The sequence below is a fragment of the Bacillus siamensis genome, assembly GCF_051628075.1.
In the GTDB taxonomy this organism is placed as follows: Bacteria; Bacillota; Bacilli; order Bacillales; family Bacillaceae; genus Bacillus; species Bacillus siamensis.
Genome location: NZ_CP155579.1, coordinates 172,501 through 193,735, shown reverse-complemented (window position 1 = coordinate 193,735; position 21,235 = coordinate 172,501). Strand labels below are relative to the sequence as shown.

The window sequence follows — 21,235 nt, the reverse complement described above, 5'->3', positions numbered from 1 at the left end:
CTTAAAGATCCCTTAATTGTTTTCTAAGAGCCTCTCTGCCTCTGTGTATCCTTGTCTTGACGGTGCCGACAGGGATATTCAGAATCTCCCCGATTTCAATTAAAGAGAGTTCATCAATATACTTTAATACAATAACCGTTCTGTACTTGTCAGGCAGCTTTAAAATCTTTTTCTGAATTGTGTCCGACAGCTCCAATGACAACACGGCGTCTTCAGGGAGAACCCCGTCCGCAGCGATCTGCGAATACATCGTCAGCCCCTCTGCACCCGCCACTTCTGCGTCCAGATAATAATCAGGCTTTTTCTTGCGGATACGGTCAATGGTCAGGTTGGTCGCAATTCTGTAAAGCCACGTTGAAAACTTTCTGTTGATGTCGAAACTGTCGATATTGACATACGCTCTGATGAAAGCTTCCTGCGCAATATCTTCCGCTTCGTGGACATTGCCGAGCATGCGGTAGCAAAGCTGGTAAATCTTATCTTTATAAAGGTCAACGATTTCCGCAAACGCATTTTGATCGCCTTTTTTGACTTGCTTGATTCTTTTTTTAATCAGGTTTTCCATGTTTTATCTTACCTCTGCCCTTCACCGGTCTGTATCTATACGTTGATTGTTTTAAAAGGTTTCATTTTTTTTATTACATTTATTTTACCAAATTTCAGGCAGGGTGTAGATGGAAAATACAGAATATACTGCCTTAACAGCAGCTTAAAAATAGTATATCTGATGAACAATCAGAATTCGAGAAAAAATACCGATAAAAAAAAGACACCCTTATACAAAAGGTGTCTGAGACTGGGCTAGCTGGATTCGAACCAACGCATGACGGAGTCAAAGTCCGTTGCCTTACCGCTTGGCTATAGCCCAAAATGGTGGAGGGGGGCAGATTCGAACTGCCGAACCCTGAGGGAGCGGATTTACAGTCCGCCGCGTTTAGCCACTTCGCTACCCCTCCGTATTCTTTGGAAAACAGTGCCGGCCAGAGGACTTGAACCCCCAACCTACTGATTACAAGTCAGTTGCTCTACCAATTGAGCTAGGCCGGCAAATATGGTGGAGGATGACGGGCTCGAACCGCCGACCCTCTGCTTGTAAGGCAGATGCTCTCCCAGCTGAGCTAATCCTCCATATGACCCGTACGGGATTCGAACCCGTGTTACCGCCGTGAAAGGGCGGTGTCTTAACCGCTTGACCAACGGGCCGTTGTGTCCGCGTCGAGCTGACAAAAGTTATTATATACAGGTTATACCCCTTTTGTAAAGAGAAAATTTATTTTTTTTATTTTCAAACTTTTTTACCCGTTTTTTAACTGAAAAACTCGTCCCTTCTCTCTTATTTCATTTAAGATGAAAGTATCAAAATATTGAAGGGAATGGACACAGATGATCTTAGTCAGCTCTTGTCTCGGCGGTATCGAATGCAGGTATAACGGCTCCCACGCCGCCTCGGAAAAAATCCGCAGACTCGTAGAGGAAAAGAAAGCTGTTATGGTCTGCCCCGAACTTTTGGGCGGCTTCACCACTCCCCGCGAACCGGCGGAAATCATCGGCGGCACGGGCGAAGACGTGCTGAACGGAACAGCAAGAATCGTAACGGCATCAGGTGAAGACGTTACATCTTTATATATAGACGGAGCGGAAAAAACGTTAGCATACGCAAAAGAAATAGGCGCCGCAGCGGTCATCCTTAAAGAAAACAGTCCGTCCTGCGGCAGCAGCTTCATCTATGACGGCACTTTCTCCGGGAAAAAGATAATCGGGGACGGCATCACTTCCGCTCTATTAAAACGGGCAGGCTGCCGCGTGTTATCAGAAAATGAACTGGATCAACTATAAAAAGGAGAGTAGATATCATGGTTGCAGCCCTATCCTTTTATAAACCGGAGCATGCAGACGGCCTGAACGGGTTTGTACTCAGTGAAGAAGATAAAATGTTCACAGCTCTCCCGAAGGATGTACTGCCGCAGGCTCTTGTCATCCGGGAGCGCTATCCTACAGTCGTTTTAAAAGAAGACACCCCCGTCGGTTTTTTCATTTTACATACCTCAAAGGAAACCATAGCCCCATATTCGAACAGCGTGTCTGCCATTTTACTGAGCGCACTGTCCATAGATGCGCGGCAGCAAGGAAAAGGTTATGCCAAACAAGCGATGCTGCAGCTCCCCGCTTTTGCCGCAAATTATTTTCCTTGGTGTGACGAGATCGTGCTTGCAGTGAACCATCGCAATCATCGCGCAAAGAACCTGTACCAGTCTTCCGGTTTTATTGATAAAGGGCGTCGCAGGATCGGCCCCATCGGCGAACAGCACATTCTGCATCTTTTTTTGTGAAAGCGTTTGATTTTTTTCTTGAAACATATATTCAGAAGCCCATATACTTCAAGTAATAACGACTTGGGAGGGTACATTCATGACAGACCGGCTTAACATTCACAGATTGACCACAGAAACAAGAAATCCGCAGACCGCTTCAATCCATCAAGCAGACACGATGGAAATCCTCCGCATCATTAACCAAGAGGACTTCAAAGTGGCGGACGCCGTTCAGCAGGTGCTGCCTGACATTGAAATTGCCGTTCAATTTGCCCATCAGTCTTTGCGGCGAAACGGCAGGCTGATTTATGCGGGAGCGGGCACAAGCGGCAGGCTTGGTGTACTTGATGCGGTTGAATGCCCGCCTACATACAGCGTAAGTCCCGGCACCGTCATCGGTCTGATGGCCGGAGGGGCAGACGCCTTTTTGCAAGCGGCTGAAGGCATAGAAGACAGCGAGGAAACCGGCGCTCTCGATCTCAAAACGATCGGCCTTACCGCTGAAGACACCGTGATTGCCATCGCTGCAAGCGGGCGCACACCGTATGCGGCCGGTGCGCTGAAATACGCAAAAACAATCGGCGCCAAAACCGTCGCGCTCACATGCAATAAGCACTCATTGATCAGCACCTTTGCCGATCACAGCATTGAAGTCGTCGTCGGCCCCGAAGTGATTACAGGGTCAACACGAATGAAAGCCGCGACGGCACATAAAATGATTCTGAACATGATTTCCACGGCCGTGATGATCAAAAGCGGCAAAGTGTACGAAAATCTAATGGTGGACGTTCATGTCAGCAACGAAAAATTGAAAGAACGGGCAATCGGCATTATCCAAAGCATTACGGGCGTTCCGTACGATAAAGCAAAAGAAACCCTTGAGGCCGCAGGCAGCCATGTCAAAACGGCAATCGTCATGCTGAAGACGAATTCGGACGCAACACACGCGAAAGCACTGCTCGAAGAATCGGAAGGCTTCATTGACAAAGCCATAGAACAGCATGTTTCAAGCGAAAAAAATCGCTGATCATTCTTTTGGCTCCGCATAATGTGCCTTTTACCAGCCCGCGCCGTTTTCATGATCGGCGCAGGCGCTTTCAGGACGCGTTTCGGGCACAGCTCCGCGGGAAAAATCGTACAGAAAGAGGAGGGTCTTCATGAGCAAAGAGGCATTTTATCAGTCGCTGGCCAAAGATATTCTGGACAACTGCGGCGGTTCAACGAATATTTCGGGCTTTACCCACTGTATGACACGCCTGAGAATTACGCCTTTAGATCAGGACAAAACGGATATTGAAGCGCTGAAACGTCTTGACGGGGTAATAGGCGTCGTCGAAGCCGAAACACTGCAGATCATTCTCGGCACGGGTGTCGTCAATCATGTCGCCGACGCTTTCGCAAAACTGGTGTCACCCGGAAAAAACATTGATTTAAAAGAAGCCGCCTCACGGAAAAAAGCCGATCTTAACAGAAAAAATACAACACCCATCACACTGCTTCTGAGAAAAATATCAAGCATCTTCATTCCTCTAATTCCCGCACTCATTGCATCAGGTTTAATCACCGGCATGACGAAAGCCGTCATTCAGGCCGGCTGGCTCCCGAAAGAATCTCAAATCGCACTTATTTTAACGGTTATCGGTTCAGGCTTATTCGCTTACCTCGGCGTCCTTGTCGGTATCAATGCGGCGAAGGAATTCGGCGGAACACCCGCAATGGGCGGCCTTGCAGGCATATTGATCTTAAACCCCGAGATCGCCAATATCAGTTTGTTCGGAGAGAATCTGCTCCCTGGCAGGGGAGGTTTAATCGGCGTTCTTTTCGCTGCGATTTTTATCGCTTATACCGAACGGTTTATCAGAAAGTACGTCCATCAATCCATCGACATTATCGTCACGCCAACTTTGTCTTTGCTCATCGCCGGACTGGTGACATATGTCATCTTCATCCCTGCAGGCGGTTTTATTTCTGATTTGATTACATCAGGTTTATTGTCGCTGCTGAATGTCGGGGGAGTGCTGTCGGGATTTGTATTAGGAGCCGCCTTCCTGCCGCTTGTCATCACCGGCCTGCATCAAGGCTTGACTCCCGTGCATTTGGAACTCATCCGATCCATCGGGGATGACCCGCTTCTGCCGATTCTCGCAATGGGAGGAGCAGGTCAAGTAGGCGCGGCCTTCGCCATCTTTATGAAAACAAAAAAAGCCTCATTAAAAAGAGCGATTGGAGGCGGACTTCCATCCGGTCTGCTCGGAATCGGGGAGCCGCTCATCTTCGGCGTCACACTCCCGCTCGGCCGGCCGTTTTTAACAGCGTGTTTAGGGGCGGGTATCGGAGGCGCCTTTCAAGCTCATTTTCAAGTAGCGACTTTTTCAATCGGTGTCTCCGGCCTTCCGCTCTCTTTTCTCGTACAGCCGGCTCAAATCGTTTTGTATATCATCGGTCTCTTCATCTCTTATGCGGCGGGCTTTGTCTTCACCTATGCTTTCGGGTTTAAGGATGACATGGCTGCTGAATTTGAATAAGGCGGGAGGGAACAGAATATGAAAACACTGGCAGCCGCCGTACTCACCATGGTCATCAGCCTCTCTTTTCTGCCGCAGCACAAAGCCGGAGCCCAATCTAAATTATACGACACAGCAAAGCTCAGAAAGGTTGATCAAATGATTGAAAAAGACATCGCAGCAGGATTCCCGGGAGCCGTCCTCGTCGTCGTAAAGGACGGACGGGTGATCAAAAAGAAAGCATACGGCTACAGCAAAAAATATGACGGGAACAGCCTTTTATCCCGTCCGAAAAAAATGAAAACATCAACCATGTTTGATTTAGCTTCCAACACAAAAATGTTTGCGGCGAATTTTGCATTACAGCGCCTCGTCAGCCAGGGAAAGCTGGATGTGTATCAAAAAATCTCGGCTTACCTTCCCGATTTCAAAGACAGGAAAAGCGATCCGATACAAGGAAAAGACCGCATACGCGTCATTGATGTGCTGCAGCATCAATCCGGTCTGCCGGCAAGCTTTTATTTTTATAAGCCGGACACCGCAGGCCCTTTTTATTCACAAGAACGGGACAAAACCATTAGTTTTCTCACCCGGATCCCGCTTGAATACAAACCGGGAACAAAACACGTATACAGCGATATCGGTTACATGCTGCTCGGCTGCATCATTGAAAACATAACCGGAAAAACCCTTGATGCCTATGCGGAACAAGAACTGTACAGACCGCTGAAACTGACGCACACACTGTTTAACCCGCTGCAAAAAGGCTTCAAAGAAAAAACATTCGCAGCTACTGAACGTTTAGGCAACACACGTGACGGAGTTATCCATTTTCCTCATATCAGGACGTATACGCTGCAAGGGGAGGTTCATGACGAAAAAGCATTTTACTCAATGGGAGGGGTGTCCGGCCATGCAGGACTGTTTTCAAGCGCTGATGACATGGCCGTCCTACTGCAAGTCATGCTGAACCGCGGCAGTTACAAACACGTTTCTCTCTTCACTCGGCAAACGGCCGATCTGTTCACAACAGCGGCATCCTCTGACCCGACTTTCGCTCTCGGCTGGCGGAAAAACGGCAGCCCTGATATGGAGTGGATGTTCGGCCCTTATGCAAGCAGGCAGGCTTACGGCCATACCGGATGGACCGGCACCGTCACGATCATTGACCCCGCTTATCATCTCGGGATCGCGCTTTTGACCAACAAAAAGCATTCCCCCGTCGTCAGCCCCGGTGAAAATCCGAATGTTTTTGAAGGGGACCTTTTCCCGACCGGAAGCTACGGCAGCGTCGTAAAAGCGATTTACGAAGCCATTGAATGACAACCTATGTCTTTTGTCCAAACTATGACGGCAGGAGGGCACCATTATGAAACTTGTCATCTCAGCTGTATTACTGTTGTTTATTGTTTTCGGCATGCATCATGCATCGACAAAACCGGACATTCCGTCACAAGCGGAACAAACGGTATCCCGCATGACATTAGATGAGAAATTAGGGCAGATGCTCATGCCTGACTTTCGCAATTGGAAAAAAAAGGGGCAGTCATCACCTGAGGCTCTTACTCAAATGAATGACGAAGTCACAGGGCTTATTCAAAAGTACCGGTTCGGCGGCGTTATCTTATTTGCAGAAAATGTAAAAAACACTGAACAAACGGTCCGCCTGACAGATGCCTTTCAAAAAGCAAGCCCTGACATTCCGCTATTATTAAGCATTGATCAAGAAGGCGGCATCGTAACAAGACTTGGTGAGGGCACTCATTTCCCAGGCAATATGGCACTCGGGGCCGCAAGAAAAACAGCCTACGCGTCCCAAACCGGCGCCATTATCGGGAAAGAATTGAAAGCACTCGGCATTAATACGAATTTCGCTCCCGTTCTCGATATCAATAATAATCCCGGAAATCCGGTCATCGGTGTCAGGTCATTCAGTTCAGACCTTGATCTGACAGCGTCACTCGGCCTTGCCTCAATGAAGGCTCAGCAAAAACAGGATGTCGCTTCCGCCATCAAACATTTCCCGGGACACGGCGACACGGATGTCGACAGCCACTACGGCCTTCCTCTTGTCACCCACGGTCAAGAAAGGCTGCGGCAGATCGAACTGTATCCGTTCCGTCAGGCCATTCAGGCCGGGGCCGATATGATCATGACAGCCCATGTGCAATTTCCCGCTTTTGACGATACAACCTATAAAAGCAAGCTGGACGGTTCAGACATTCTTGTACCCGCCACACTCTCGAAAAAAGTGATGACTCATCTTCTCCGTGAGGAAATGGGGTTTAACGGCGTCATCGTGACGGATGCATTAAACATGAAAGCCATTGCCGATCATTTCGGCCAGGAAGAGGCGGTCGTCATGGCAATAAAAGCAGGAGTCGACATCGCCCTGATGCCGGCCCAAGTGACATCGCTGCAAACAGAAAACCGCTTTGCCCAAGTTCATTCCGCTTTAAAAAAGGCGGTTCAAAAAGGGGATATTCCTCTTCAGCAAATCAATAAATCGGTGGAGCGCATCATTTCCCTGAAAATAAAACGAGGGATATATCCCGCTCCGAAAGAAACAAGTCTGAAAAAGAAGATTGCTCAAGCGCATAAAACCGTTGGCAGCAAAAACCATCTGAAGGCTGAAAAACAAATCGCGGAAAAATCCGTCACCGTCTTACAAAACAAAAACCGCACGCTCCCATTCAAACCGAAAAAGAACAGCCGCGTTCTCCTTGCCGCTCCTTATGAAGATCAAACAGCGTCAATGGAACAAACCATTCGGCAGCTCATCAAGAAGAAAAAAATCCGGCCGGTAACCATCAGTAAAATGAACTTCGCCGAGCGCACTTTTCATGATGAGCACAAAAAGCTGGTATCAGACGCTGATTACGTCATTACAGGCTCATATGTCGTAAAAAATGATCCTGTCGTAAACGACGGCGTCATTGACGATTCCGTCACAGATCCCGGCAAATGGACGACCGCGTTTCCGCGGGCCGTCATGAAGGCTGCGCAGTCGAACCAAAAACCCTTTGTGCTGATGAGTCTTCGGAATCCTTACGACGCCGCGAATTTTGAAGAAGCTGACGCCCTTATCGCAGTCTACGGGTTTAAAGGATATGCAGACGGACAATTTCTCCAGCCAAACATTCCGGCAGGCATTGAAGCGATATTCGGGCAGACAAAACCGAAAGGCAGGCTGCCCGCTGCTATTCCTTCCGTCACCCATCCGGGAACGACACTGTATCCTTATGGTTTCGGTATCAACCTGAAGACCGGAAAACCGCTTTAAACAGGAGGGCTGATCATGAAAACACATACGGCTGCACTTCTCGCCGGACTGGTCGTCATCAGTGCTATGACGGCAGTCTCGGCGGCTTCTGACAGAAACACACACACTGCCAAAAAACCAAGCATCCAAACAGGCATTGACCGCCTGCTGAAAGATTATAAACAAGAACTGAAGGGAAAAAGAATCGGACTGATCACTAATCCGACCGGTGTGAACTCAACATTAAAAAGCAGCGTTGACGTGCTTTATGAGGCACAAGACATGCATTTGACGGCATTATTCGGACCCGAGCACGGTGTTCGCGGCGACGCTCAGGCCGGAGACAAAGTCACATCCTATATAGATGAAAAAACAGGGCTTCCCGTCTACAGCCTGTACGGAGAAACGAGGAAACCGACGCCTGACATGCTGAAAGATACCGATGTGCTGATTTTCGATATTCAGGATGTCGGAATGCGATACTACACCTACATTTATACAATGGCCTATGCCATGGAGGCGGCCAAAGAAAAAGGCATTCCTTTTTATGTCTTGGACCGGCCGAATCCGCAAGGCGGACGACATCCGGACGGCCCGGTTCTTGAACCTGACTACGCTTCATTTGTCGGACTGTATCCAATCCCGCTGAAACACGGCATGACCATCGGCGAGCTTGCTCTTTTATTCAATAAAGAGTTTCATATTGGCGCCGACCTCACCGTCGTAAAGATGAAGCGCTGGAAGCGGACGATGACCATTGAAGATACCGGCCTGCCGTTCGTCCTCCCTTCGCCTAACATCCCGACCCCGGACAGCATATTCGCTTATTCGGCGACAGGATTAATCGAAGGCACGAACGTATCTGAAGGAAGGGGCACGACAAAGCCGTTTGAACTTATCGGCGCACCTTATATGAAAAGCACCGAGCTCGAAGAACGCCTTAACAGTCTCAAGCTTCCGGGCGTCACCTTCAGAGCCGCTTCATTTATCCCCAGCTTCTCCAAGCACCAGGGCAAGCTATGTCACGGCGTACAAGTCTACGTAACGAACAGAAACACCTTTGAAGCGGCAAAAACAGGGCTCTCCATTCTGAAAACCATGCATGACTTATATCCGAATGACTTCTCATTTCTGCCGACAGGAGCTTTTGACAAGCTGATTGGCAACGGCTGGGTACGCAAAAAAATAGAACAAGGCGCTTCCATTCAAGACATCACCACCACCTATCAACGCCGGCTTGATCAATTCAAGCTTGTAAGAAAGCAATACCTCATATACTGACAACATTCGTGTTACACGTGTAACATTTTGACGTATTTCACATTTCCGCTTTTTATAGGAAAACATTCATTTATTTGGTACAATTCAAATGATAACAGTTATCATTTAAATGAATGTTTCCTAAAAGGTGGTTTCTCATGAAAAACACATTATTCTTTCACCCAATTGATATCATCTCCGTAAAAAAAACAGCAGACCTTTTGTCAGAGCATCAGCTCACTGATTCCCCGGTACTGATCTTTCATGTGACAGGCGAGGGACAAATTGATATCGGAACAGACAGCTTCCCGCTGCAGAAGGAGACGCTCTACATCTGTCCTTGTGATGAGACATTCAATATTGACCCTGCATCGTCAGACGGCATCCATTTATATATCGTCAGACTCCGTATTTTCTCATATTCATCAGATGATAAAGCGATGCTTCCGGATAACGGGGGAGACATCTTCCGCGGACTTCAGCAAATGAATTTGCAAACGGTTGAACACCTGACAAGCCGGCTTCAGTCACTTTCCGAAAACGCGCGATCGGCGGATGAATTGCAGAAAATGAAATCAACAGCCGACTTTCAGCAGCTGATGTACGACCTTTATGCCGCAAAAGTGTGCCATCAAAACAATACAAAAGCGGCGATCGAACAGACTAAACAATTCATACATGCACAATCCGACACAAAAATCACACTTACCCAGCTTGCTCAAATGGCGGGAATCAGTCCTAAGCATTACAGTGAAACCTTTAAAAAACTATATGGACAAAGCGTAACAGAATATATCACAGACATCCGCATAACCAATGCGAAAAAACTGATGGCCAAGGCCAGCTGCAAACTGCGGGAAATCGCTCATCAAATCGGCTACCAAGACGAATTTTATTTCAGCCGCATCTTTAAAAAACATACGGGCAGCTCACCTACAAGCTATATGAAAAAAAGGCGCACAAAAATGGCCGCGTACGGGAAAGAAATGATGGGACATCTGATTCCTCTGCATCACGTACCTTACGCTGCAACGCTTCATCCGAAATGGACGGCCTATTACTATAAACAATTCTCTTCAGACATTCCCGTGCACCTCAGCGCTTACCGCTATAACGCAAATTGGGAAGAGAACCTGCATACGCTGTCTCAAGCTGCGCCGGACATCATTTTCAGTCTGGATTCTGTCAGTGAAGAAGAAAAACAGCGTCTGAATGACATCACCGAAGTTTTCTACATTCCGACTCAAGACAATTGGAAAGACCAGTTTCTTCACACAGCTGCATACTTGAATGAAGAACAGGAAGCACGGCACTGGCTTGAAGCCTATCAAAATCTCATACACTCAGCAAAAGACGCTCTTGAACACGTGCGGCATCAGCGTTTCTTATTTGTCCGTATATATAAAGAAAATATGTATATCGCCCATAACAACAGCATTGAGGATGTCTTCTTCGGTGATCTGGGCTTTACCTCCGCAAAACCGGAATCTTTTGCTCCTGACGAAAAGATTTCATTGGAAATGCTGGCGGATTGCCAAGCTGATTGCATCATGCTTTTCACTTGCAAAGAACCGGAAACGCTTCGCTATTTTCAGCGCATTCAGCAGTCTGAAATATGGCAGAACCTTAGAGCCGTCAGCAATAAACGTGTGTTTCCCGTTTCATCTGACCCGTGGATTGAATATTCTCCAAGCGGGCATCAGCGGATGATTGAACAAAGCATTTCCTTTTTTTCCGAAGATCGTCCATGGTAATACCGGAAATTGTCCATGGTCTTATCTTTGTTCATTCTCTATAATTCCAATTGATAATAGTTATCAATTGAACAGGAGGAACAATAGATGAAGAAATTGGCATTCGCTTTCATGATTTTGCTTTTGGCTTTCACGGCCGCGGCTTGCGGAAGCTCAGAAACATCTGATACAGCAAGTAAAGGTAAGGACGCTTCTTCAAATAAAAAGAAAATCGAATATCTCGGAAAAACATATGAAGTCAAAGCGCCGACTGACAAAATCGCCATTACGGGCAGCGTAGAATCAATGGAAGACGCCAAGTTGCTCGACGTCCATCCGGCAGGAGCGATATCATTCTCCGGCAAATTCCCGGAACTGTTTAAAGATATTACAGATAAATCCGTATCAACAGGTGAAAAAATGCAGCCGAATATGGAAAAGATTCTTGAACTGCAGCCGGACGTCATTCTGGCATCAACCAAATTCCCTGAAAAAACGATAAAGAAATTGAGCGGCACGGCTGAGACCATTCCTGTCTCTCATATCTCATCAAACTGGAAAGAGAACATGATGCTGCTTGCCCAGCTTACAGGCAAAGAGGAAAAAGCGAAAAAAATCATTGCTGATTACGACCAGGATCTGAAAAAGACGAAAACAAAGATGAACAGCAAAGCAAAACAGGCAAACGCGCTGGTCATCAGAATCAGACAAGGCAATATTTACATTTATCCTGAACAAGTTTATTTCAACTCTACGCTTTACGGTGATTTAGGCCTGAAGGCGCCGGACGAAGTGAAAGCGGCGAAAGCGCAGGAGCTGATTTCTCTTGAAAAATTAAGCGAAATGAACCCCGACCATATATTCGTACAATTTTCTGATGATGAAAACGCAGATAAGCCGGACGCTTTGAAAGACTTAGAGAAAAATCCGATTTGGAAGAGCCTGACGGCAGTCAAAAAAGACCATGTATACGTCAATACGATCGATCCATTAGCCCAAGGCGGAACGGCTTGGAGTAAAATCCGCTTCTTACAGGTTGCGGCTGACAAATTGACTCAAGACTAATAAAGAGTAGGTTTTTCACATGTATGCAAAACGGCGGACACACATGATTATCATCGCTTCACCGATTGCCATTGTTCTGTCACTGCTGCTTTCCGTTTTATACGGCGCGAAGCAGCTTGACTTCCATACCGTGTTCTCCGCATTGCTGCACTTTAATCCGGAGAATACCAACCATCAGATCATATGGCATTCAAGAATCCCGAGGGCGGTTGGCGCTATGTTTATCGGCGCCGCCCTTGCTGTTTCCGGGGCGCTCATGCAGGGAATCACACGGAACTATCTGGCCTCGCCTTCGATCATGGGTGTGTCGGACGGCTCCGCTTTTATCATTACCCTTTGCATGGTATTGCTCCCTCAATCAACATCCATTGAAATGATCATATACTCGTTTATCGGTTCCGCATTCGGCGCTGCCCTTGTTTTCGGGCTGGCCTCCATTCTTCCCGGCGGTTTTACCCCGGTGCAGCTTGCCATTATCGGAACGGTGACCAGTATGCTTCTCAGCAGTCTGTCGGCTGCGCTTTCGATTTATTTTCAAATCTCGCAGGATCTCAGTTTTTGGTACAGTGCGAGACTGCATCAAATGAACCCTGATTTTTTGAAACTGGCCGTCCCGTTTTTTGCACTCGGAATCATCACAGCCATAATTCTCAGCAAAAAGGTCACAGCCGTATCATTAGGAGACGACATTTCAAAAAGTCTGGGACAGCAGAAAAGAACCATCAAACTCATGGCAATGGCGGCCGTTGTCATATTGACCGGAAGCTCGGTGGCGCTCGCCGGAAAAATTGCCTTTGTCGGTTTGGTCGTTCCGCACATCACCCGTTTTCTCGTCGGATCGGATTACAGCCGGCTGATTCCCTGCGCGTGCATCATCGGCGGCGTCTTCCTGACCCTTTGCGACCTCGCCAGCCGATTGATCAATTATCCGTTTGAGACGCCTATTGAAGTTGTCACTTCTATCATCGGTGTTCCTTTCTTTCTTTATTTAATTAAAAGAAAAGGAGGGGATCAGCGTGGTGCGTAAAATGGCCGGAATCTATATCATTCTGATTGCTCTCATCCTGCTCGTAAGTTATTTCAGCATGACCAGCGGGTCTTTTTCAGCAAAGCCGGGTGAACTGCTCAGTGCGCTTTTCCGCATCCATCCGAATCCTCAATATGACATTTTGCTGTTTCAGCTGAGGCTGCCGCGTATTGTCATGGCGGCTGCCGTCGGACTCGGATTAGGGATAGCCGGAGCCGTTATTCAGGCCGTTACCAAAAACGGGCTTGCCGATCCCGGCATTTTGGGCATCAATGCCGGAGCCGGTGCGGGAATCGTCATGTTTATGCTTCTGTTTCAGGGTCAATCTGAAGCGACGGCGCTTGCCTCCGCAATGGGCATGCCTGTCTTTGGGCTCATCGGCGGATTGATGGCGGCCGTGCTGATTTATATTTTCGCCTGGCACCGGGGGCATTTAGAATCCGGAAGAATTATTCTTGTGGGAATCGCCATGAATTCCGGATTCAGCGCGCTGTCTTTATTTCTTTCATTAAAAATGGACCCGCAGGATTATGAGATGGCGATGGTCTGGAAGAACGGCAGCATCTGGTCGGCAAACTGGATGACCATTACCGCAATACTGCCGTGGCTGATCGTGTTCATTCCTCTGCTGATGGCGAAAACGTCATTGCTGGATACAATTCGTTTCGATGAGGACACGGTGAAAAGCCTCGGAGTCTCAACCAATAAAGAAAAAACCATTTTACTCGTTGCCTGCATCGCTTTGATCAGCGCATGTGTAACTGCAGCGGGCAGCATGGCATTTGTCGGACTGATCGCGCCTCATATTTCCCGCAGGCTTGCCGGCATTGAACACAGATATTCATTACCTGTCAGCGGACTGGTCGGTATGCTGCTCGTCATATCCGCTGATTTTGCGGGCAAATTATTCTTTCAGCCTTCAGAGGTTCCGGCGGGCATTATTCTTGCGATTCTCGGTGTTCCTTATTTCTTTTTTCTTCTGTTTAAGCAAAAAAAGGAGTTGGATGCTTGAGAGGCACACTTACAAAACACCGGATAAACGGAAAGGAATGCACGGTGTACCTTCCTCCCTCCGCTCCGGTTCAAACAAAGGCTTTACCCTGTGCCTACGTGCTTGATGGGGGCGATTTGTTTTTAGAGCAGATGGAGAAGCTTGAACTCCGATTCACAAACGGAAAACTCCCTGAATTGATTCTCGCCGGCATCAAACCGGATAACAGGCTCGATGAGTACACGCCATGGCCTGTGCCTTCCCTGAGTCCTGCGTTTCCTGATTTCGGCGGCAAAGGGAGCCTCTTTCTTGAGGAGCTGACAAACGTCATCATTCCAACGGTTGAAAGTATGCATCCCATGTCTGCCGATCCGGATACAAGAGGACTGATCGGCGCATCATTAGGAGGACTGTTTTCGATATATGCGATGTTACTGAAGCCTGAGACATTCGGCAGAATCGGCTGTATTTCCGGGTCCTTTTGGTATGAAAAATCGGCTGACTTTGTCCGCTCCGCGTCTTTGCAGCAGGCACGGCAGCGTATCTACATGTCTGTCGGGAGCCGTGAAGCAGAGCATAAAAACAACATTCAAAACACCATGATCCAAAAAAATCGAGACGTGCATGAAAGCCTGAGGCAAAAAGGCTTTTCTCAAACGCAGCTCTCTTTCACGGTCGAAGAGGGCGCCGTGCACCATCAAGAAGCGTTCAAAAGACAATTCAATTCAGCTCTAAGCTGGCTATACGGAAAAAACCGCTCACGTGGCTGAGCGGTTTTTTTCATACTTCATCACGACCGGTTTAAGTTCAAAACGTCTCAGCAAATAGCCGAACAAAGCGGCAAGGATTTGCTGAAAAAGCATCCCGATGACGACCGGAACCGCCACTTGGGACGGAAAAAAAGAAACGGCAAGAACGGCTCCCGCACTGATATTACGCATGCCTCCCGTATAAATCAGAGACACAATTTCATCCCGGCTCCGCTTCATCAGCCTTCCGATCAGCCAAGCCACGGCATAACCCGTCATGGCAATAAAAAATACCATAGCCGCGATGCCCGCAAACTTGATATCCACGTGCGTGATATACGGCGCGATTTCCGAACTGTTAATGGCAATGACAATCATCAGACAGATTTTTGAAAATGGAGACAGCGTCCGGCTTATCGCCTGAGTCCTTAGTGGCGGAGAAAACTGGTTGACCATCATCCCTGCAATAGACGGGATCACCACCATTTCCGCCAGCCCTTTCATCATTCCCCATACATCCATCTGAACATTTGCCCCGGCCAGGACAGAAAGGCTTAACGGTACGATAAAAGGAGACAGCACGGTATCAACAAGGATAATAGACAGCGTCAATCCGACATTTCCCTTATACATCGCAGCCCAAATCAAACTCGTAATTCCGGTCGGGATTACCACACCCATAATCAGCCCCGTCACGGTTAAAGGGTCACCGCTGAATATCAGGTGGCCGCTTCCCCATGCAAAAACAGGCATAAAAATATGCAGAACAAACAATGCCATAATCATCGGAAGCGGCTGCTCAATACTGCGCTTCAGCGATTGAAAATTGGCACTCAGACTGCCCGTAAATGTAATAAATGCAAAAATCCACGGCACAGCCCCGGCCATCCAGCTGATATGCTGAGATAACAGCACACCCGCCGCCACACTTGACGGAGTCAACAGCGGCATGATTCTCCCTAACACTTGGTTCAACTTCTGAAGCCACATCATATGCAAGTCCCCTATATACGGTTTTCAAGTCTCATTCATTATAACAATGCACAGCGGCGAATTTAACCGAAAAAAAGCCCGGATATATTCATCCGGACTTCACAAATTCTATGCCATTTGTTTCATTAAATCTCGGCTTTTCTGATTTAATCCCTTTAATTCAGCTTCAATCCCATATTCTTTACATTTGCCGACAATTTTCTCAAGAGCCGCCGCTCCAGAATCATCCCACACGTGAGCATCAGTCAAATCAATGACAATCCGCTTCACGCCTTCATCATAAACGATGGCATTCATCAGCTCAGACACGGAAGCAAAAAAGATCTGTCCCGTTATCTTATATGTCGTTGAGGAAAGGAATTGTTAACAAAGAGTATCATATTAAATTTTAAGAGAATGCACAAGACCGGGTAAATCAGAAAAGAAAACGGCTCTCACTGGAGCCGCTTCCGCTTTTATAAAAGTTCCGGATCAGACACAAGAATGGTTTTTATTGCACTGATATCCTTTCTTTCTTTTGTCACCGGGTCGATGCCCATGAGATGATCAATGGCTTCTTCATAATTCTTCAGTTCTGTCTTTTCAGTAATGAAGTCATAGAGCTGGGGGAGATCGGAGGCGCATGCTAACGCGGCTTCCATGATCTGCCGGGCTTCACCTGTACCCACAATCGTCACGCCGTTTGACAGCAGCTGGTACGGCCTGACCGTCATCTCATACGTATCATCAAAGCCCATCGGCACAATTCTGCCTCCCTTTTCAATAAAAGGATAAGCCCAATCAAGCTGGTTGCCGATCGCGTCAAATATCACATCAAATTTTCTTCCTTGATTAATCCGTTTCACTTCATCTACAGTCAATGCTTCAGGATGGTAGACATAATCCGATATCCGGCTTGCCGCCTCGCTCCGGAAACTGCCTATTTCAGTCGCAACCGTCAATCGCGCCAGTTTTTTTACCATCATTTGCACAAGCAGTCCGATCGGTCCGGACCCCAAAACCAAAACCGAGTCCTCCGGCTGAATCGAAGCCTTATCCACAACATTCAGCACACAGGAGAGAGGTTCAACCAATGTGGCCCGCTCCCATTCCATTGAATCCGGAATTTTGTACATGAACCTGTCTTCCCCCACGTAATATTCCGCAAACGTCCCGTGCGCCCCGATTCCGAGCTGCCACTCCTCAAAAGTTTCGCAATAACACGTCAGCCCTCTCCGGCAATAATGGCATTTCCCGCAAAATTGCGTAGGATCTATCACGACGCGGTCTCCGACTTTTACATTTGTCACGTCCGGTCCGACTTCCGTGACCGCTCCCACCGATTCATGCCCCATAATCATATGATGGGTCGCATTCATTTTTCCCTTCAGCACATTTAAGTCCGTGCCGCAGATTCCGGTGCCGAAAATTTTCACCTTCACATCATTGGATTTTCGAATTTGAGGCTCGTCCACCTCTTGATATTCAAGCTTATCATTAGGAGTCCAGACCAACGCTTTCATATCTCTCTTCCTTTCTGCCCCAGCGGATTTGGTCTAATAATGTTTGATGAAGCTCCTTCGTTGATGCCGCAATACACGATTGCTGATTCTGATAACTTAAATCTGTCAGAAGTGTTTCGTCCAAAGACCGGCCGTACGCATCTGTAATGACCACTCCCGCTTTCTTTGCCAAAAAGACGCTTGCGGCAATATCATAAGGAAATAAGTGCAGCACCTGTCCGTTCCCGACCTGCTGAAAATCTGAAAGCAGTTCCGGATCATCTTTCAGCAGACGATTGCCGATATCCACATAAGCATCCATCTGCCCCGTAATAATTCGTGAAATCGAATAAGAAGCGCTGTTGAAAACAAAGACTCCGCCGTTATTGGCTGACCGGTCAATCAAATGACCGTATGCGTCCGTCATCAGCTGCGCCGGATGCCCGTTAAACTCAAGGCTCCAAAACATATTCTTAATATCCTGCACTCCGCTCAAATTCGGCAATTCTCCCTGATACCCCTCAAACTGAATAGCATCGCTGTAAATATCACCGTACATATAAGCGCCCGATTTCAATTCAAGCAAAAAAGCAAATTCGATATCCTTAATCTTTGCGTTTGGCTTATATGAAGCAAGCGCAATCGAAATACATGACATTTCAAGCCCCGCGGCGGCCGGACGTGTTCCGTCTATCGGATCTACAATTAAAATATATTGCGGATCTTCTCCAATCAGCTTCAGACCGCCATCCTCCGTGTAAAAAGCAACCGGATGGCCCTTTTCTTGGATATAATCCAGCACCGCCTCCTCAGCAGCGGCGTCTATATTAAATTGCGCGTCGCCACCAGGTGAATATCCGTTAACAAGCCGGTTTTTCAGTGTGCCTTTTTGATTTTTCACCTTTTGATAAACAAATTGTCCAAGCTCAATGATATAGTCTCTCACTTGATTTCCTCCAATAGCTTGCGAAGTCTGTAGCAGAGCACCTCAGCTTCACTAAGTGTAATGGTTAAAGGCGGACGGATTTTAAATACATTTCCGAATCCGTAACGGGATGTCCGGAGAATCAGCCCGTAATCCATCGCCCGTTTGGCAATATAATTGGTCAATTCCACATCCGGTTCATTGTTTTCTTTGACAATTTCCACACCGATCATCAGACCGACGCCTCTTACCTCAGAAATAAAAGCAAAATCCTCTTTCATCGTTTCTAAGCAATCCATAATATAATGACCGACTGTCGTTACGTTCTCCAAAAATCCCGGACGCTGCATGATATCTATGGTTTTACAAGCGGCAGCGGCGGCCATCACATTTGACCCGTACGTGAAGGAGTGCGTATACCCCGGAAGCCCGGTGTACTTGTCCTCCGTCAGAGTGGCGGCGACTTGGAAGCCTGTGCCTCCGAGACCTTTTGCTACCGTCATCATATTAGGTTTCACATCGAAATGGTCCGCGGCAAACATTTTGCCCGTCCGTCCGAACCCGGTCTGAATTTCATCAAAGATCAGGGCGATTTCATGTTCATCACAAAGCTTTCTCAGCTGTTTAAAATACTCTTTAGGCGGGACGACGTTTCCGCCATTTCCGGATATCGGCTCAATAATCATGGCGGCAATTTTTCCATTGCTCGCATACTCAATAAAATCGTTAATTCTTTCTACGCACAGCATACCGCATGAATCCGGTTTCTGATTATAAAAACAGCGGCTGCAATAGGGATCTGGAACTTGTAAGCCAAAAGAAATTTGCGGCGGGAAAGGTTCTTTTCTGAATGAGTTGCCGGACAAAGCGGAAGTCATATACGTTTGTCCGAGGTGGCTTCGAAATAAGGAGATGACATCGGTTTTTCCGGAGTAATACTGAGCCATTTTAATAGCTCCTTCATTTGCTCCGGAACCGCTGCTGACTTTAGGGTGTACTTTTGTGAGATTATCGGGGGCGATTTCTACTAGTTTTTCTGCTAGTTTATTTACGGCATCTGTTTGAAAGGACGATGTCACATGGATCAGCTTGTCGGCTTGATCTTTAACCGTATCAATGACCTCTTTGTTACCGTATCCTAAATTCAAGTTAAACGTGGCAGAGGCGCAATCAATATACTCATTTCCCTCTTGGTCGTACAGGTAAATCCCTTCTCCGCGCTCCATGACTACATCGTCAACACTGTAATACAAGCTGTCTGGATTCGTGATTTCCTTCGTTCCCACAAATACCACCCCTATGAAATTATTAGAAACTCGCTTTTTATCGTATTAATTATTGAAAATAATGTCAACGATCTTTCTTGTAAAAAATGTTAACAATTTGTTAACGTTACCATAAGGGATGTACGTGAAAAGGTTATGTGATATAGTAACAATACTTGGATTTTTTGTAAAAACAACATGTCATACATGTAGAGAGAAAAATTATTTTACCAATAAGGAGATAAAATGATGAAAACTCGTCTGCTGTGGATAAGCTGTTTCTCTTATGGATCGATTGCTTTTACACTTGTCATTCTTGGAGCCGTACTGCCTGAGTTACTCACACATTATTCACAAAGCTACAGTAATGGCGGAGTATTAGTATTTTCTCAGTTCATGGGCTTCCTCATAGGTGTTATCGGAATGCCTTACATGGTGAAAAAACTCGGACGCAAAAACGCCGTTATCTTTGGGCTGGCGCTCATCAGCTGTGAAATTTTCATCACCTTCCTGCCACCTTGGCCGCTGCTCTTTCTTCTCGTCAGCCTCGCAGGACTTGGCGCGGGATTGGTGGAATCCTGCGTAGGCACAATCATCCTCACGGCTATAAAAGAAAGACAAGCCGTGGCCATGAGCAAGATGGAAGTGGCTTACGGATTAGGGGCACTGTTCATGCCTCTGCTCTCAGGCTTTCTTATCAACAATCACATGTGGACAATTGCTTTCTTAGTATTAGGGTTATCCAGTTTTGCACTTTTAATCGCATGGAAGCAAATGAGTTTCGGCAGCATTGATGAGCTTCTCATACGCAAAGAGGTCTCTTCTGATGATACTAAAAAGAAAAGCCCCGGGTATCGGTCACACGGACTGCTGTTTATTGCGCTGGCGGCTGCTTATTTCTTCTTTTACGGCGGCAGTGAAGTTTCAATTGTGCATTTTATCCCCTCCATCTTCGCTGAAAAATGGGATATCCCCAGCTCCTTGGCAACGATAACAGTAACAGTGTATTGGAGCGGCATGATTATCGGCAGGTTATTAACAGGCCCGGTATCTGAAAAGCTGACCTATCACCGTTATCTCCGGATCATAAGTATTGGCGGTCTGGCTGCACTTGCTGTACTAGCTTTAAGTAAAAACGTATGGTTTGGTTTTGCCCTTTGTTTCTTCTTAGGATTGTTCATGGCCGGCATGTTTGCAATTGCCCTGATCATCACCAATCATTTTTACCCCGGAAAGACAGAAACGACCACCAGTATTCTGCTCGCCTCAAATGGACTAGGAGGTTCACTCCTTCCGATCGCCGTCGGCTGGAGCTTAGATGAATATCCTGCCCAAACCGCATTCTGGCTGTTTACCGCACTGATGCTTCTTATGCTGCTGATTGTGTTCAGTTTAAGAATGCTCGAGACAATAAAATCAAACAGTCTTCAAAATCACACCTGCAAAACAAAATCAATATAAACAAAAAAGCTAATGCCTTGGAAAGGCATTAGCTTTATATATATACATCTTTCATATAAAAAAAACCAGTTCATGATGAACTGGGTCAAGATAGCTTGGCGGCGTCCTACTCTCACAGGGGGAAACCCCCGACTACCATCGGCGCTGAAGAGCTTAACTTCCGTGTTCGGCATGGGAACGGGTGTGACCTCTTCGCTATCGCCACCA

The 21,235-nt window shown here is 47.1% G+C and carries 18 protein-coding genes, 5 tRNA genes, 1 rRNA gene and 1 pseudogene (1 of these 25 cut by a window edge); 13 read left to right on the top strand and 12 right to left on the bottom strand.

What is annotated here, in order from left to right; all coding sequences use genetic code 11:
- Position 1 precedes the first annotated feature (1 nt).
- The 6 genes from sigW to ABDB98_RS01095 form a co-directional block, all read right to left on the bottom strand.
- Entirely contained in the window at positions 2 to 565 is a 564-nt protein-coding gene (sigW, locus tag ABDB98_RS01120) for an RNA polymerase sigma factor SigW (protein WP_003156766.1), read from the bottom strand.
- Between the two features lie 231 nt (positions 566 to 796).
- Positions 797 to 868 (bottom strand) — tRNA-Gln (locus ABDB98_RS01115).
- A 3-nt stretch (positions 869 to 871) separates the two neighbouring features.
- A tRNA-Tyr gene (locus ABDB98_RS01110) sits at positions 872 to 956 on the bottom strand.
- 18 nt (positions 957 to 974) lie between these two features.
- Positions 975 to 1,047 (bottom strand) — tRNA-Thr (locus ABDB98_RS01105).
- Positions 1,048 to 1,052: 5 nt separating this feature from the next.
- A tRNA-Val gene (locus ABDB98_RS01100) sits at positions 1,053 to 1,128 on the bottom strand.
- Between the two features lie 3 nt (positions 1,129 to 1,131).
- Positions 1,132 to 1,203 (bottom strand) — tRNA-Glu (locus ABDB98_RS01095).
- Positions 1,204 to 1,383: 180 nt separating this feature from the next.
- Here ABDB98_RS01095 and ABDB98_RS01090 point away from each other — a divergent pair.
- The 12 genes from ABDB98_RS01090 (at position 1,384) to ABDB98_RS01035 (ending at position 14,924) form a co-directional block, all read left to right on the top strand.
- Entirely contained in the window at positions 1,384 to 1,836 is a 453-nt protein-coding gene (locus ABDB98_RS01090; RefSeq protein ID WP_060963723.1) for a DUF523 domain-containing protein, read from the top strand.
- 17 nt (positions 1,837 to 1,853) lie between these two features.
- Positions 1,854 to 2,330 carry a GNAT family N-acetyltransferase gene (locus tag ABDB98_RS01085; protein ID WP_016936924.1) on the top strand — a complete coding sequence of 159 codons (477 nt, stop codon included), beginning with the start codon at positions 1,854 to 1,856 and terminating at the stop codon, positions 2,328 to 2,330.
- 79 nt (positions 2,331 to 2,409) lie between these two features.
- Positions 2,410 to 3,339 (top strand): N-acetylmuramic acid 6-phosphate etherase, encoded by a 930-nt coding sequence (murQ, locus tag ABDB98_RS01080; protein WP_060963724.1) that lies wholly within the window; start codon positions 2,410 to 2,412, stop codon positions 3,337 to 3,339.
- 130 nt (positions 3,340 to 3,469) lie between these two features.
- Positions 3,470 to 4,837 (top strand): PTS transporter subunit EIIC, encoded by a 1,368-nt coding sequence (locus ABDB98_RS01075; protein WP_438421102.1) that lies wholly within the window; start codon positions 3,470 to 3,472, stop codon positions 4,835 to 4,837.
- Between the two features lie 18 nt (positions 4,838 to 4,855).
- Positions 4,856 to 6,139 carry a penicillin binding protein PBP4B gene (pbp4b, locus tag ABDB98_RS01070; protein ID WP_438421101.1) on the top strand — a complete coding sequence of 428 codons (1,284 nt, stop codon included), beginning with the start codon at positions 4,856 to 4,858 and terminating at the stop codon, positions 6,137 to 6,139.
- Between the two features lie 46 nt (positions 6,140 to 6,185).
- The gene (locus ABDB98_RS01065; protein ID WP_438421100.1) at positions 6,186 to 8,099 is read left to right on the top strand and encodes a glycoside hydrolase family 3 protein; all 1,914 of its coding nucleotides are present in this window, start codon (positions 6,186 to 6,188) and stop codon (positions 8,097 to 8,099) included.
- 15 nt (positions 8,100 to 8,114) lie between these two features.
- Positions 8,115 to 9,359: an exo-beta-N-acetylmuramidase NamZ family protein gene (locus ABDB98_RS01060; protein ID WP_438421099.1), complete on the top strand. Its 1,245-nt coding sequence runs from the start codon at positions 8,115 to 8,117 to the stop codon at positions 9,357 to 9,359.
- A gap of 137 nt (positions 9,360 to 9,496) precedes the next feature.
- The gene (gene btr, locus ABDB98_RS01055) at positions 9,497 to 11,092 is read left to right on the top strand and encodes a bacillibactin transport transcriptional regulator Btr (RefSeq protein ID WP_438421098.1); all 1,596 of its coding nucleotides are present in this window, start codon (positions 9,497 to 9,499) and stop codon (positions 11,090 to 11,092) included.
- Positions 11,093 to 11,179: 87 nt separating this feature from the next.
- Positions 11,180 to 12,136 carry an iron-hydroxamate ABC transporter substrate-binding protein gene (locus tag ABDB98_RS01050; protein ID WP_045926353.1) on the top strand — a complete coding sequence of 319 codons (957 nt, stop codon included), beginning with the start codon at positions 11,180 to 11,182 and terminating at the stop codon, positions 12,134 to 12,136.
- A gap of 19 nt (positions 12,137 to 12,155) precedes the next feature.
- The gene (locus ABDB98_RS01045; protein WP_438421097.1) at positions 12,156 to 13,163 is read left to right on the top strand and encodes a FecCD family ABC transporter permease; all 1,008 of its coding nucleotides are present in this window, start codon (positions 12,156 to 12,158) and stop codon (positions 13,161 to 13,163) included.
- A 1-nt stretch (position 13,164) separates the two neighbouring features.
- On the top strand, positions 13,165 to 14,175 hold the full coding sequence (gene feuC / locus ABDB98_RS01040; RefSeq protein ID WP_438422090.1) for an iron ABC transporter permease FeuC: 1,011 nt from the start codon (positions 13,165 to 13,167) through the stop codon (positions 14,173 to 14,175).
- Positions 14,172 to 14,924 carry an alpha/beta hydrolase gene (locus tag ABDB98_RS01035; RefSeq protein ID WP_438421096.1) on the top strand — a complete coding sequence of 251 codons (753 nt, stop codon included), beginning with the start codon at positions 14,172 to 14,174 and terminating at the stop codon, positions 14,922 to 14,924. Before feuC ends, ABDB98_RS01035 begins: the two co-directional genes overlap by 4 nt.
- Here ABDB98_RS01035 and ABDB98_RS01030 read toward each other — a convergent pair.
- From ABDB98_RS01030 to ABDB98_RS01010, 5 genes and pseudogenes are all read right to left on the bottom strand, one after another.
- On the bottom strand, positions 14,913 to 15,854 hold the full coding sequence (locus ABDB98_RS01030) for a bile acid:sodium symporter family protein (protein WP_101605622.1): 942 nt from the start codon (positions 15,852 to 15,854) through the stop codon (positions 14,913 to 14,915). The two genes, ABDB98_RS01035 and ABDB98_RS01030, sit on opposite strands and share 12 nt — an antisense overlap.
- Before the next feature lie 150 nt (positions 15,855 to 16,004).
- A pseudogene (locus ABDB98_RS01025) lies at positions 16,005 to 16,241 on the bottom strand (STAS domain-containing protein); the annotation flags it as partial.
- 110 nt (positions 16,242 to 16,351) lie between these two features.
- Positions 16,352 to 17,398 (bottom strand): zinc-dependent alcohol dehydrogenase, encoded by a 1,047-nt coding sequence (locus ABDB98_RS01020; RefSeq protein ID WP_016936937.1) that lies wholly within the window; start codon positions 17,396 to 17,398, stop codon positions 16,352 to 16,354.
- The gene (locus ABDB98_RS01015) at positions 17,373 to 18,323 is read right to left on the bottom strand and encodes an inositol monophosphatase family protein (protein ID WP_438421095.1); all 951 of its coding nucleotides are present in this window, start codon (positions 18,321 to 18,323) and stop codon (positions 17,373 to 17,375) included. Before ABDB98_RS01015 ends, ABDB98_RS01020 begins: the two co-directional genes overlap by 26 nt.
- The gene (locus ABDB98_RS01010; RefSeq protein WP_016936939.1) at positions 18,320 to 19,588 is read right to left on the bottom strand and encodes an aspartate aminotransferase family protein; all 1,269 of its coding nucleotides are present in this window, start codon (positions 19,586 to 19,588) and stop codon (positions 18,320 to 18,322) included. Before ABDB98_RS01010 ends, ABDB98_RS01015 begins: the two co-directional genes overlap by 4 nt.
- A gap of 228 nt (positions 19,589 to 19,816) precedes the next feature.
- On the opposite strand from ABDB98_RS01010, the gene ABDB98_RS01005 reads away from it, so the two are divergent.
- Positions 19,817 to 21,028 (top strand): MFS transporter, encoded by a 1,212-nt coding sequence (locus tag ABDB98_RS01005; protein ID WP_438421094.1) that lies wholly within the window; start codon positions 19,817 to 19,819, stop codon positions 21,026 to 21,028.
- 93 nt (positions 21,029 to 21,121) lie between these two features.
- Here the strand turns inward: ABDB98_RS01005 and rrf are convergent.
- Positions 21,122 to 21,235, bottom strand: a 5S ribosomal RNA gene (gene rrf, locus ABDB98_RS01000) (it continues 2 nt past the right edge of the window).

Coding starts and splice junctions, on each gene's coding strand:
- ABDB98_RS01075 (WP_438421102.1), top strand. CDS start 3,470: ATGAGCAAAGAGGCATTTTATCAGTCGCTGGCCAAAGATATTCTGGAC.
- btr (WP_438421098.1), top strand. CDS start 9,497: ATGAAAAACACATTATTCTTTCACCCAATTGATATCATCTCCGTAAAA.
- ABDB98_RS01090 (WP_060963723.1), top strand. CDS start 1,384: ATGATCTTAGTCAGCTCTTGTCTCGGCGGTATCGAATGCAGGTATAAC.
- ABDB98_RS01045 (WP_438421097.1), top strand. CDS start 12,156: ATGTATGCAAAACGGCGGACACACATGATTATCATCGCTTCACCGATT.
- ABDB98_RS01005 (WP_438421094.1), top strand. CDS start 19,817: ATGAAAACTCGTCTGCTGTGGATAAGCTGTTTCTCTTATGGATCGATT.
- ABDB98_RS01065 (WP_438421100.1), top strand. CDS start 6,186: ATGAAACTTGTCATCTCAGCTGTATTACTGTTGTTTATTGTTTTCGGC.
- feuC (WP_438422090.1), top strand. CDS start 13,165: ATGGCCGGAATCTATATCATTCTGATTGCTCTCATCCTGCTCGTAAGT.
- pbp4b (WP_438421101.1), top strand. CDS start 4,856: ATGAAAACACTGGCAGCCGCCGTACTCACCATGGTCATCAGCCTCTCT.
- murQ (WP_060963724.1), top strand. CDS start 2,410: ATGACAGACCGGCTTAACATTCACAGATTGACCACAGAAACAAGAAAT.
- ABDB98_RS01030 (WP_101605622.1), bottom strand. CDS start 15,854: ATGCCGCTGTTGACTCCGTCAAGTGTGGCGGCGGGTGTGCTGTTATCT.
- ABDB98_RS01050 (WP_045926353.1), top strand. CDS start 11,180: ATGAAGAAATTGGCATTCGCTTTCATGATTTTGCTTTTGGCTTTCACG.
- ABDB98_RS01060 (WP_438421099.1), top strand. CDS start 8,115: ATGAAAACACATACGGCTGCACTTCTCGCCGGACTGGTCGTCATCAGT.
- ABDB98_RS01020 (WP_016936937.1), bottom strand. CDS start 17,398: ATGAAAGCGTTGGTCTGGACTCCTAATGATAAGCTTGAATATCAAGAG.
- sigW (WP_003156766.1), bottom strand. CDS start 565: ATGGAAAACCTGATTAAAAAAAGAATCAAGCAAGTCAAAAAAGGCGAT.
- ABDB98_RS01085 (WP_016936924.1), top strand. CDS start 1,854: ATGGTTGCAGCCCTATCCTTTTATAAACCGGAGCATGCAGACGGCCTG.